Source organism: Polaribacter sp. Asnod6-C07, assembly GCF_045063625.1.
Classification (GTDB): domain Bacteria; phylum Bacteroidota; class Bacteroidia; order Flavobacteriales; family Flavobacteriaceae; genus Polaribacter; species Polaribacter vadi_A.
Genome location: NZ_JBEFOF010000005.1, coordinates 1512233 through 1524113, shown reverse-complemented (window position 1 = coordinate 1524113; position 11881 = coordinate 1512233). Strand labels below are relative to the sequence as shown.

Below are 11881 nucleotides of genomic sequence, written 5' to 3'. Positions count from 1 at the left end.
TATAACGTGTAATCGTTTATATGTTGAATTGTGTAATTGTTATGTGTACTATCACAATTAAACAATTACACAGTTACACTTTTTTACCCTCCAATTGTACTCATACTTTCAGAAACATTTCCTTTTTTACGATTTGCTTCTGCTATAAAACCATTTTCTGGTTTTTCTTTTACTAAAGATAAAAAGAGTTCTTTTAAATCATCGTTAGAAGCTCCTTTTCTTATAAAATCTCGTAGATTAAAAACGCCATCATCAAACAAACAGTTTTTAAAAGTTCCTGTTGATGTTATTCTTATTCTATTACAATCGTTACAAATAGTTCTTGTGAATGCAGGTATAATTCCGAAAGTCCCTTTATGATTTTCTACTTTATAATTTCTAGAAGTTGATGATTTTTCAGACTGAATTTCATCCACAGAAAACTCGGTTTTTACTTCATTTAAAATCTTTTTAAACGTCCAATTTTCTTGCATATCTCTTTGTCCTTTTCCATTAAAAGGCATTTCTTCAATAAAACGAACTGCTACATTTTTGTCTTTTGTTAGTCTAACAAAATCTACAATTTCATCCGTATTAAAACCAGACTGCACAACTACATTCAGTTTTAAGTTTAAGTTGCTTTTTTCTAGGAGTTCAAACGTTTTATAAACTTCAGGAAAAACATCTCTTCGTGTAATTTTAGCAAACTTATCTCTATGTAAACTATCAATACTTAAATTAATGTTTTTAACTTTTTCTAGCTTTTCAATTTTATCTATATGATGAGAAATTAAAGCACCATTGGTTGTGATATTTATAGCATCTAATAAATCGTTGTAAGACAACATTTCTAAAAAACCAACAAAATCTTTACGCACAAAAGGTTCTCCACCTGTTAAACGAACTTTATTAACGCCCAATTCTGTTAACACTCGAATTAAACGATACATTTCTTTAAAAGTCAATAATTCTTGTCTAGGAACAATATCTATTCCGTGAGCAGGCATACAATATTGGCAACGCAAATTACAACGATCTGTAACTGCCAATCGTACATATTCCATTTGTCGTCCAAAATTGTCTACTAATTTACTCATTAAAAGGTTTTAAATCTGGTTGTAAAACTTGTTGTTTTGCTTCTTTTAAAGTAAAAACATCGCCAGAATAATAGGTTGAAATAATTTCTTTAAAATTACTTTTTAATTGTGAGAATTCATTGATAAAATCTTGAAAATCATAAGCATCAGAATTCTGAATAAAAGCATCCATAATTTGAATGGAAGCAAAAGTTACTGTAGCATTGTATTTACCTTCTGCGTTGTATTTATTTGCAAAGTCTTGCAATTGTTTACTGTACTTTTCTAAGGCAATTTCTTTTCTGTATTTGGTAATATAAATCCACGCTAAACGTAAATGTGCTTCGTGTGTAAACCACAAAGGTTTAAATGTATTTTCTGTGAATTGTGTTTCAAATTCAGCATCAGAAATTTTATAATGACGTTCCATTAATTAGGTAATTTCTTACTTACTAAACCATACAAAAATGTACCCAAAAGTGCACCCAATAAAATAATTAGTGCTGGTATTAATTTAAATCCAAAAATCACAAAAATAGGTGCTGCACAAGCTCCAGAAATCCCCCAACCTAAACCAAAAAGTGTTCCTCCAAAAACAGTACTGATAAATCCTTTTTTCTTTGGCTTTGGTACAATTTTATTGCCCTTAATATCTTTTATTTTTCCGCTTTTAAACAACTGCATAATAATAGCAGAAATTACAACTGCGCCTCCAATAATACCAAACATATGAAAAGATTGAAACTTAAACATTTCGTAAAATCGATACCAAGAAATGGCTTGAGATTTACTCAATACAATTGCAAAAAAGATTCCTAAAATTAAAAACTTAATATTTTTCATCATCTAAAAAAGTATTGGAATTATAAACCATGTTGCTATGATACCCCCTATAAAAAACCCAATTACGGCTAATAAAGATGGTAATTGTAGATTACTTAAACCTGTAATTGCGTGGCCAGAAGTACAACCACCTGCATAACGTGTTCCAAAACCTATTAGCACTCCAGAAATTATCAGAATTAAAAATCCTTTTAAAGATGTGTAAATATCATCCCCAAAAATTTCATCAGGAAAATATTGATTACCAACATTAGTAAAACCTAAGTCTGTGAGTTCTTTTACTGTAGTTGGGTTTAAATCTATTGTTTGATTTGGCACTAAATAAGTTGATGAAATAAAACCACCTATAATTAAACCAACTACAAACATTAGTGCAAAATCACGCTGTTTCCAATCTTTTTTAAAGTAATCAGAAACTTTGCCTGCACCAGCCACTGTACACAAGGTTTCAAAATTCGTTGATGCTCCAAAGTTTTGCCCAAAATAGAAATACAATAACAGCGATAATGCTATTAGTGGACCACCTATATACCAAGCCCAAGGTTGAAATATAAAATCCATTTTAAATTTTATCCTTTAAATAATTCATAATTTGTTTTGTTGCTCCTAAATTAGTCTCAATATATTTTTTATTGATTGCGCCTGTTAATTTTCTGAAATTTTCATCATTTTTAAAATTGATGAAATTCTGCGTAAATTCTTCTTGATTTTTAATTGAAATACAACCACCAATTTTCACCAAATCTACAGCCTCTTTAAATTTGTCGTAATTATTTCCAATCACTACAGGAATTCCGAAAGTTGCTGGTTCTAAAATATTATGCAACCCTGTTTTTAATCCTCCACCAACATAAGCTAAATCTGCTGCAGCATAAATTTTGGTTAAAATACCAATTGTATCAATAATAAAAACTTGATATTCTGCTAAGTTTTTATCCTCTTTATCTGAAAATAAAACTGTTTTTTTATTGATGGATTTTTGTAAAGCAACAATTGCATCAGCTTTAATATTATGAGGCGCAATAATAAATTTTTCGTCATTTGTTGCATTATTGTTGATATAATTGACCAACAATTGCTCATCTTCTGGCCAAGTACTACCAGCAACAACAGTGTATTTTCCATTTTTAAATTCGCTAATAAAATCGAGTGAATTGTCTTGTTCTAAGATTTTAGAAACTCTATCAAAACGTGTATCACCAGCAACTTTTACATTTTTAAAATTGATGGAATTCAATAATTCTTTAGAAGTTTTATTTTGCACAAAAAAGTAATGAAAAGCTTCTAAAGATTTGCGCATAAAACCTCCATAACTTTTAAAGAACAATTGTTTTTCTCTTAAAATGCCCGAAACTAAAATTGTAGGAATTTCTTTTCTTTTAAGTTCATTTAAAAGATTTGGCCAAAATTCATATTTAATAAAAATTGCCATTTTAGGATTTACAATTTCTACAAACTTTTTAGCATTCGATTTAGAATCTAAAGGCAAATAACAAACAACATCTGCTAAATTATAATTTTTTCTTATTTCATATCCTGAAGGAGAAAAAAAAGTAACCAGTATTTTAAACTGTTTGTAGTCTTTTTTTAACTCTTCTATAATTGGTCTTGCTTGTTCAAACTCGCCCAAAGATGCTACATGAAACCAAATTGTTTGCTCATTTTTTAAAGTAGAAATTTTAGAAAATGTTTCTTTTCTTCCATCAACAAAAAGCTTTAATTTTTTATTAAAAATAGCTAAAATTGAGAGCACAATAGAGGCTTTAAAAACAAGGAAGTTATAAAGGAAATTCATTGTGGTAAAAATACAAAATAGAAGTTTGTTAAATACCCAAAAAAGAAATTTGACCTTAAAAAAAAGTTACCCTAAAAAGGGTAACTTGATTAAAAGTTCTTATTATAAAATAACTTTTATAAAAATAGTTACATCCCCCAACGTAAATATTTTTAATAAAAATAAACAAACTCAACTGTTTTTGCTAACTAAATGTTCTAAACACAGTGTTTTTTGTTCTAAAAAGCAATTTAAATTGAATTAATTCTATCTATTAATTCTTCTTTATATTTTTTACCTATAGGTATTATCTCTTGATCAACTATAATAGAATCTATTTTAACCTCTTTAACATGATGAATATTTACAATAAAACTTCTTTGTACACGAACAAAATTTTTATTTAATGTTTCTTGAATGTTATTTAAACTTTTTCTTACCAAAAACTTTTTATTATCTACTAAAAAAAGCTCTACATAAACATGTGAACTTTTAAAATATAAGATATCATCGAACTTTACTTTTAACAAAGCTCCTTTATTTTTAATAAAAATTGATTTATCAGAAACACTTTTTTCTTCTTCTATTACTCTTTTAGAATAATTTGAAATTGCTATTTCTATAGAAGTAAAAAGTTCTTCTTTAGAAAATGGTTTTACTAAATATGCAGGTGGCATAACTTCTTTTGCCTTATTTAAAGTAATTGAATCTGAATTGGACGTTAAAAAAACAAAAGGAAAATGGTAATTATCTATAATTTGTTTTGCAATATCTATACCCGTTTTTTTACCTGATAAAATAATATCTAAAATTGCAATATCTGGTTTTTCTTTTTCTATAGTTATCATAGCTTCTGTATAACTAATAGCTGGCTCTAAAACATTATAGCCTAAATCTTCTAAGGTATTACAAATATTATCTGCAATTATCATTTCATTTTCAACTACTAAAACCTTTACACTTTCCATAAACAAAAATTTATAAAAATTTAATCGATTAATTGTCTTGCTTGTTCATCTTTAAAAGTAATTTCAAATCTCGCTCCATTTATATTTGTTACTTTTAAAGTACCATGTAATTGTTTTACCAATCTGTTTACCAAACGTAAACCTAAACTTTTTGTTTTTTTTACATCAAAATCATTAGACAATCCTGGGCCATTATCTTCTATTACAAGTTTAAAATCATCATTATCTTCTTTACCTATAGAAATAGACAAGATATTTTCTTTTTCACTACCAAACGCATATTTGTAAGAGTTTGTAATTATTTCATTAATTATTAAGCCAAGAGGAATTGCTGTATCTACATCAAATTCCATATTTTTTGATTCTATTGATGTTTCAATTTTGTTATTAGATTTAAATAAGGATGAAAGTTCTTTAACTAATAAGTGTATATATTCATCAAAATCTACTAAACCACTTTCATTTTGATATAGTTTTTGATGAATTAAAGCCATCGATTTCACTCTATTCTTACCTTCATTGACTAATTCTAATGCTTTTTCATCTTCTATGCCTTCGCTCTGTAGTTCTAATAAACTAGATACAATTTGAAAATTATTTTTTACCCTATGATGTACTTCTTTAACTAGTAATTCTTTTTCTTTTAATGATTGTTCTATTAGTGTATTTTTTTCGCTTAACTCTTTAGATTGCTTTCTTATTTTCCTTAAAACTAATAATGAAATTAATAGTAAAATAAAAGCTAAAGATGCAATAACTGCATATAAACTTGTTTTTTCTTTTTCGTGTTCTATAACTTTTTCTTGTTCTTTAACAGCTAAATCTGTTTTATAATTTGCTAATGTTTCTGATAAATCTTTAGAGTAAATATTTTTGATTAGGGTTATTTGGCTTTCTTTATACAAAATTGCTTTTTCGTAAAAACCATGAGCAACTAAAGCTCTTGCACTGCTACTTATTAAACTGGCATAATCATGATTATTTAAAACTTCTCCTAATTTTCTAAATTTTTCTATTAGTTCTAGTACATTTTTTACTTGAAATTTTTTTAGAATTTTTTTCTTTTCTATTGAGTTCTTGTTTAGTTTAGCTATAAATTTAGCATAGAATTCAAATGATTGTATTCTTGAAGTTTCATTTTCATAAATTTCCGCCAACAAACCTTCTACCCTGTCATTATTACCCCCTTTATAAATATAAGCATCTACTAAATGCTCTAATATAGCATGATGAAAACCTGTTTGTTTAGGCAACTTTTTTTCTAATTCTAAACTTTGCTCACAAACATCTATATATTCTTGTAATTTACCTTCTTGTACCAAAAAGTCTGTTAGATAGTATAAAAAAATAATTTCTAAATTTATGTCTTTTAGTTCTCTTGCAGATTCTATACTTTTTAAACACAACTCTTTTCCCTTTAAATCTTGTTTAATATTAAACATTATTATAGGATGACTTGTAATTTTTGTCTTCAACTTTAAAACATCAATATCAGAATCATCAAACTTATTTACATAAATTTCTAGTTTTTCATGCTCTTTATTAGCGGCTTCTAACGTAACCTCATCTCTTAAATTACCTATTTGATTCCACTTAATATTTACATAATCTATATCTATTTTTTTATCATTTACTGGCTCTTTTATAAAGTTTTTTATAAAATTATGTACAGATAAATAATTTACAACCTGTCTTGTACTTACAGATTTTAAAAATTGATTATACTCTGCATAAGAAACAAGTTCCTTATTTTTAATCTTATTTAAAATTGTTGTATAGCTGTTTTTATTAAGTTGATTTAAAAGAAGAGATGCAGAATCTAATTTCTTTTCTAAAATAAAAATCTCAACTTTTTGTGTTAGTTCAGTTTGTTGATTGTTTTGATCTTGAGCTACACTACTACTAAAAGAAAATAGGTATACAAATAAAGTAAAAAAATGGATTCTCGTCATGTTTTTTTTATATATCATAGAAATATACCATAAAATTTACTAAAAATAAAAATGCTCTAACAAATAAATGTTAGAGCATTTTTAATATTGTAAAAAACTTACGTCTTTTTAAGCTTCAAATGGAGTAATAGATACATAAGATCTATTATCTCTTTTCTTTTGAAATTCTACAATTCCATCAACTTTTGCATGTAAAGTATGATCTTTACCCATGTAAACGTTTTCTCCTGGATTGTGAGTAGTTCCTCTTTGACGAACAATAATATTACCTGCAATTGCAGCTTGTCCTCCAAATATTTTAACACCTAGTCGTTTCGATTCTGATTCTCTACCATTCTTCGAACTTCCTACACCTTTTTTATGTGCCATTTTGTTGAGTTTTTATAGGTTAAAGTAAATTATAAATGGTTATTTTTCAATACCACCATCTAATCTATCTTGTAATTCTTTTAATTCATCCCACTTACCTTCTGCAGCTAAACCAGCTTGCTTTGGCCATGTAGTTGTAACTAAATGAGACAATCTAGAACTTGCTTCAGTTAAGATTTCACTCAATTTAGCTGGATCTGCTTTTGCAACTTTAGCAAAAGTATCTAAACCTGCATTTACTAAAGCTTCAGCAGCTTTAGGTCCTGCACCTTCAATTTTCTTTAAATCATCAGCTTTAGCTTTTGTTGCTTTTTTTGGAGCAGCTTTTTTAACAGCTTTCTTTGCACCAGTTGCAGCAATAGATTCAATTTGAATCTCGCTTAAATACTGTCTATGACCATTTTTCTTTCTGTAACCTTTTCTTCTTTTCTTTTTAAAGACGATTACTTTATCACCTTTTAAGTGACTTAAAATTTGAGCTGTTACTGATGCTCCTTCTATAGCTGGGGCGCCTAAAGTTACGTTACCAGCATCATCAAGTAAAAGAACGTTATCAAAAGTTACTTTTGATCCTTCTTCTCCTTGTAAACGATGAACGTATACTTTTTGGTCTTTTGCTACTTTAAATTGCTGCCCTGCTATCTCTACGATTGCGTACATACTAATTGTTTTGCGTATTTATACTAATTTATTGCATTTAACTTACTGAAAATGCGGATGCAAATATACATCTTTTTTAATAGTTAACAACATCAATTATAATATTTTAAAATTAAATAATTATATAAGAAATCATTTATATTATATTGGTCTTTATTATTTTTGATTGTTGATATTTTTATGTTGTTACAAAACATAAAAAATTGCGTCAAATCTAAACACTTATTAATAAACTAAATTAAACCAATGAAGAAAAGTATTTTATCTTTTGCTGCTTTGGTGTTATTTGCTTTTACAACAAATGCACAAAAAGTAGAATTTGAAGAGTATGATTTAAGTAATGGGATGCATGTAATATTGCATCAAGACAATTCTGCACCTGTAGCATTTATTGCTACTTATTATCATGTAGGTGCCAAAGATGAACAACCAGATAGAACAGGGATGGCTCACTTTTTTGAGCACTTACTTTTTGAAGGAACCAAAAACATACCAAGAGGAGAATGGGATAAAATAGTTTCTTCTGCTGGTGGTAATGGAAATGCAACAACAGATGATGATAGAACTTATTATTATGAGCAATTTCCATCTAACGAAGTTGCTACTGGTTTGTGGTTAGAATCTGAAAGATTATTGCATCCTGTTATAGAACAAGTTGGTGTAGACACACAGAATGAAGTTGTTAAAGAAGAAAAAAGACTAAGAGTAGACAATCAGCCTTATGGAAAATTCTTAGAGAATGTTAAGAAAAATATCTTTAAAAAACATCCTTATAAAGGAACTACAATTGGAAAAATGGAGCATTTAGACGCTGCAACTTTAGAGGATTTTAAAGCATTTAATAAAAAGTTTTATATACCAAATAACGGAACTTTAGTAGTTGCTGGTGATATTGATAAAGCCGAAGTTAAAAAATTAATTCAAGATTATTTTGGCTCAATCCCAAGAGGTGCAGATATTGAAAGAAACTTCCCAAAAGAAGAACCAATTACAGAAACTATAAAAGCAAAAGCTTACGATGCTAATATTAGTATTCCTGCAATTATGGCTGCTTATAGAACTCCTGCAATGACAACAAAAGATTCTAGAGTTTTAGATATGATCTCTTCTTACTTTAGTACTGGTAGAAGCTCAGTTTTGTATAAAAAATTAGTTGATACTAAGAAAATGGCGTTACAAACAGGTGCTATCAACTTTAGTCAAGAAGATTATGGAACCTATATTTTGTTTGGTTTACCACAAGATGAAACTTCTTTGGATGCTTTATTAGAAGGTATAGACGAAGAAATTATAAAACTACAAACCAATTTAATTTCTGAAAACGATTATCAGAAATTACAAAATCAATTCGAAAATAGATTTGTAAATTCAAATGCTACAGTACAAGGAATTGCTGGTTCATTAGCAGAATACTATGTTATGTTTGGTGATACTAATTTAATTAATACAGAGATTGATATTTTTAGATCTATCAGCAGAGAAGATATTAGAGAAGTTGCAAAAAAATACTTAAATCCAAATCAAAGATTAGTTTTAGAGTATTTACCAGAATCACAAAAGAAATAATATAAGATATGAATATTATGAAAACAAAAATAGCATCACTTGTAGCCATATTAACCATCTGTTTTTCGTTAAATGCACAAGTAGACAGAACAAAAAAGCCTGCTTCAGGTCCTGCACCACAAGTAAAATTTGGTAAAGCAGATAAGTTTAAATTAAAAAATGGTTTAACTGTAATTGTAGTAGAAAACCATAAATTACCAAGAGCTTCTGCCAGTTTAAATATTGATAATAAACCTTATTTTGAAGGTGATAAAGCTGGTGTTTCTTCTATGATGGGTAGCCTTTTAGGAAGAGGAACACCAACAATGACAAAAGATACTTTTAATGAACGAGTAGACTTTTTAGGTGCAAATATTAGTTTTGGTAGCTCATCTGCTTATGCATCTTCTTTAAAAAGATATTTTGAAGAAGTTTTAGGTTTAATGGCAGATGGTGTAAAGAACTCACAATTTACGCAAGAAGAATTTGATAAAGAACAAAAGATAACTTTAGATGGTATAAAAAGTAACGAAAAAAGTGTTACTACAATTGCAAGAAGAGTAGAAGATTTATTGACTTATGGAGCAGAACATCCTTATGGAGAGTTCATATCTAAAGAAACTGTAAACAACATCACTCTAACAGATGTAAAGACTAATTACAATACATATTACAAGCCTAATAATGCTTATTTGGTTGTACAAGGTGATATAAACCCGAAAGAAATTAAAAAGTTAGTTACTAAATTATTTTCTGATTGGGAAGCAGGTACAATACCTACAACCAACATTCCAGAAACTAAAAATGTAGAAACTACTGAAATTAACTTTATTAATATGGATAATGCAGTTCAATCAGAAATTGCAATTATCAATAATATCAACCTAAAATTAGGAGATAAAGATTATTATGCTGCTCTTTTGGCCAATAGAATTTTAGGTGGTGGAGGTACTGCTCGTTTATACTCTAATCTAAGAGAAGATAAAGGCTATACTTATGGTTCTTACTCAAGGTTAAGACAAAGCAGAAACGCAGCTACATTTAGAGCAACTGCAAGTGTACGTAATATGGTTACAGACAGCTCTGTTGTAGAAATAATGAAAGAAATTAACAGAATTCGTTATGAAAAAATTACAGAAGCAGAACTTAAAAACGCTAAAGCACAATATGTAGGAAGCTTTGTAATTAATGTACAAAAGCCAGCAACTGTTGCAGGTTATGCTTTAAACAGAGAATTGTACAATTTACCAGATGATTTTTATGAAAATTACCTAAAAAATATAAATGCGGTTACTATTGATGAAGTTCAGAATGCAGCCATTAAATATTTTAAAGGTAATAAAGCTAGAATTGTAATTACAGGTAAAGGAATTGATGTACTTAAAAATCTTGAAAAAACAGATTATGTAATTAAGTATTTTGATGATAAAGGAAACCCAACAGTAAAACCACCAATGACAATGCCTATTCCTGCAGGAATGACTGCAGAAACTGTTGTTGACAAATACATAGAAGCTATTGGAGGTAAAGAAAAAGTAATGGCAATTAAAACCACAATAATGGTTGCAAATGCCACTGTACAAGGAATGGCTTTGACAATGACATCTAAAGCAGCTGCACCTAACAAAACTTCGCAAGAAATTGCTGTAGCTGGTAATGTTATGCAAAAAGCTGTTTTTAATGGTACAACAGGTTACCAAGAAGCTAGAGGACAAAAAATAGAGATGAAAGCTGAACAAATAGAAGAAGCAAAGTCTAATTTAGTTCCTTTTTCAGATTTGGCGTATAAAACTGGTAAACTAGAGAGAATTGAACCTATTGATGGTGTAAATTATTACGTTATAAAATTCAATGATACTGAAGCTTTTTACGACCTAAAAACAGGTTTAAAAGCAAAAGAAGTAAAAACGGTAAAAGGACCAACAGGTGAAATGAAAGTACCAACAACATTCAGCAATTATAAGGCTGTAGAAGGAGTTTTGTTTCCTTATTCTATTGGGGTAAAATCTGGACCTATGGATTTAAAATTTGAAGTAAAAGAAATAAAAGTAAATGAAGGTGTTACTGATGAAGATTTTAAGTAAACACTTTTAAAATAAATTTGATAAAAGAGTTAAAACTTAATGTTTTGGCTCTTTTTTTATTGTTTAAAGTTATATTTTGCAGTATAGGACTCATTTTCAGTTAAAATTGATGTAAAAAACCTCGACTTTTTCAAATACAAGTCATATTATTAATAAATTTGCAAAATAATTCAATACTATATTCAAATGAAAACTCAAAAAATATTTACTGCAATCGCAATTGCTTGTTTTATACTTACTTCATGTAAAACTGAAAAGAAAGAAGTGAAAAATGAAAACGTTTCTTTAGCGATTTCTGGAATGACCTGCGAAATAGGTTGTGCAAAAACCATTCAATCTAAATTATCTAAAAAAGAAGGTGTTATAGATGCTAAAGTTATTTTTACAGATAGTATTGCTAATATTCAATTTGATGCTAATACTACTTCTAAAAAAGACCTAATTGCTTTTGTTGATGGTATTGCTGGTGGAGAAATGTACTCAGCTTCTGAAACAACCAAGAAAGCACACGCTTGTTCTGAAGCTTGTAAAGAAAAATGTGAAACTTCTACTGATAAAAAAGAATGTAAAGAAGATTGCACAATGGATTGTTGTAATGATAAAAAAGCTTAACAATCATTTTAACTTATAA

At 28.3% G+C, this 11881-nt stretch carries 12 protein-coding genes and 1 pseudogene; 3 read left to right on the top strand and 10 right to left on the bottom strand.

Features of this window, described 5'->3' with window-relative positions; genetic code table 11:
* Positions 1 to 83 precede the first annotated feature (83 nt).
* The 10 genes and pseudogenes from moaA to rplU all read right to left on the bottom strand — a co-directional run.
* Positions 84 to 1076, bottom strand: coding sequence for a GTP 3',8-cyclase MoaA (gene moaA, locus ACJJVK_RS06435; RefSeq protein WP_405564321.1), 993 nt, complete (start codon positions 1074 to 1076; stop codon positions 84 to 86).
* Positions 1069 to 1485: a hypothetical protein gene (locus ACJJVK_RS06430; protein WP_405564318.1), complete on the bottom strand. Its 417-nt coding sequence runs from the start codon at positions 1483 to 1485 to the stop codon at positions 1069 to 1071. The genes moaA and ACJJVK_RS06430 overlap by 8 nt, the downstream gene beginning before the upstream one ends.
* Positions 1485 to 1898: a YeeE/YedE thiosulfate transporter family protein gene (locus ACJJVK_RS06425; RefSeq protein ID WP_405568328.1), complete on the bottom strand. Its 414-nt coding sequence runs from the start codon at positions 1896 to 1898 to the stop codon at positions 1485 to 1487. The genes ACJJVK_RS06430 and ACJJVK_RS06425 overlap by 1 nt, the downstream gene beginning before the upstream one ends.
* Before the next feature lie 3 nt (positions 1899 to 1901).
* A complete protein-coding gene (locus ACJJVK_RS06420) occupies positions 1902 to 2459 on the bottom strand; it encodes a YeeE/YedE family protein (protein ID WP_405564315.1) in 558 nt (185 codons plus the stop codon).
* Position 2460: 1 nt separating this feature from the next.
* Complete coding sequence (locus ACJJVK_RS06415; RefSeq protein ID WP_405564314.1) at positions 2461 to 3693, bottom strand: 3-deoxy-D-manno-octulosonic acid transferase; 1233 nt, start codon at positions 3691 to 3693, stop codon at positions 2461 to 2463.
* Positions 3694 to 3923: 230 nt separating this feature from the next.
* On the bottom strand, positions 3924 to 4640 hold the full coding sequence (locus ACJJVK_RS06410) for a LytR/AlgR family response regulator transcription factor (protein WP_405564311.1): 717 nt from the start codon (positions 4638 to 4640) through the stop codon (positions 3924 to 3926).
* Between the two features lie 20 nt (positions 4641 to 4660).
* The gene (locus tag ACJJVK_RS06405) at positions 4661 to 6592 is read right to left on the bottom strand and encodes a sensor histidine kinase (RefSeq protein WP_405564309.1); all 1932 of its coding nucleotides are present in this window, start codon (positions 6590 to 6592) and stop codon (positions 4661 to 4663) included.
* Between the two features lie 108 nt (positions 6593 to 6700).
* Positions 6701 to 6961 (bottom strand): 50S ribosomal protein L27, encoded by a 261-nt coding sequence (gene rpmA, locus ACJJVK_RS06400; protein WP_208080109.1) that lies wholly within the window; start codon positions 6959 to 6961, stop codon positions 6701 to 6703.
* 39 nt (positions 6962 to 7000) lie between these two features.
* Positions 7001 to 7237 (bottom strand): helix-hairpin-helix domain-containing protein, encoded by a 237-nt coding sequence (locus ACJJVK_RS06395; RefSeq protein ID WP_394372179.1) that lies wholly within the window; start codon positions 7235 to 7237, stop codon positions 7001 to 7003.
* Positions 7238 to 7330: 93 nt separating this feature from the next.
* Positions 7331 to 7621: pseudogene (rplU, locus tag ACJJVK_RS06390) on the bottom strand (50S ribosomal protein L21); the annotation flags it as partial.
* 246 nt (positions 7622 to 7867) lie between these two features.
* On the opposite strand from rplU, the gene ACJJVK_RS06385 reads away from it, so the two are divergent.
* The 3 genes from ACJJVK_RS06385 (at position 7868) to ACJJVK_RS06375 (ending at position 11862) form a co-directional block, all read left to right on the top strand.
* Positions 7868 to 9187 carry a M16 family metallopeptidase gene (locus ACJJVK_RS06385; protein WP_405564306.1) on the top strand — a complete coding sequence of 440 codons (1320 nt, stop codon included), beginning with the start codon at positions 7868 to 7870 and terminating at the stop codon, positions 9185 to 9187.
* A 17-nt stretch (positions 9188 to 9204) separates the two neighbouring features.
* Positions 9205 to 11250 (top strand): M16 family metallopeptidase, encoded by a 2046-nt coding sequence (locus ACJJVK_RS06380; protein WP_405564299.1) that lies wholly within the window; start codon positions 9205 to 9207, stop codon positions 11248 to 11250.
* A 186-nt stretch (positions 11251 to 11436) separates the two neighbouring features.
* Positions 11437 to 11862, top strand: coding sequence for a cation transporter (locus ACJJVK_RS06375; RefSeq protein WP_215994047.1), 426 nt, complete (start codon positions 11437 to 11439; stop codon positions 11860 to 11862).
* Positions 11863 to 11881: the final 19 nt, after the last annotated feature.

What these genes read in the sequence shown, in the direction of transcription:
- ACJJVK_RS06430 (WP_405564318.1), bottom strand. Translation starts at nt 1,485, where the DNA reads ATGGAACGTCATTATAAAATTTCTGATGCTGAATTTGAAACACAATTC.
- moaA (WP_405564321.1), bottom strand. Translation starts at nt 1,076, where the DNA reads ATGAGTAAATTAGTAGACAATTTTGGACGACAAATGGAATATGTACGA.
- ACJJVK_RS06410 (WP_405564311.1), bottom strand. Translation starts at nt 4,640, where the DNA reads ATGGAAAGTGTAAAGGTTTTAGTAGTTGAAAATGAAATGATAATTGCA.
- ACJJVK_RS06415 (WP_405564314.1), bottom strand. Translation starts at nt 3,693, where the DNA reads ATGAATTTCCTTTATAACTTCCTTGTTTTTAAAGCCTCTATTGTGCTC.
- ACJJVK_RS06420 (WP_405564315.1), bottom strand. Translation starts at nt 2,459, where the DNA reads ATGGATTTTATATTTCAACCTTGGGCTTGGTATATAGGTGGTCCACTA.
- ACJJVK_RS06375 (WP_215994047.1), top strand. Translation starts at nt 11,437, where the DNA reads ATGAAAACTCAAAAAATATTTACTGCAATCGCAATTGCTTGTTTTATA.
- ACJJVK_RS06405 (WP_405564309.1), bottom strand. Translation starts at nt 6,592, where the DNA reads ATGACGAGAATCCATTTTTTTACTTTATTTGTATACCTATTTTCTTTT.
- rpmA (WP_208080109.1), bottom strand. Translation starts at nt 6,961, where the DNA reads ATGGCACATAAAAAAGGTGTAGGAAGTTCGAAGAATGGTAGAGAATCA.
- ACJJVK_RS06385 (WP_405564306.1), top strand. Translation starts at nt 7,868, where the DNA reads ATGAAGAAAAGTATTTTATCTTTTGCTGCTTTGGTGTTATTTGCTTTT.
- ACJJVK_RS06380 (WP_405564299.1), top strand. Translation starts at nt 9,205, where the DNA reads ATGAAAACAAAAATAGCATCACTTGTAGCCATATTAACCATCTGTTTT.
- ACJJVK_RS06425 (WP_405568328.1), bottom strand. Translation starts at nt 1,898, where the DNA reads ATGAAAAATATTAAGTTTTTAATTTTAGGAATCTTTTTTGCAATTGTA.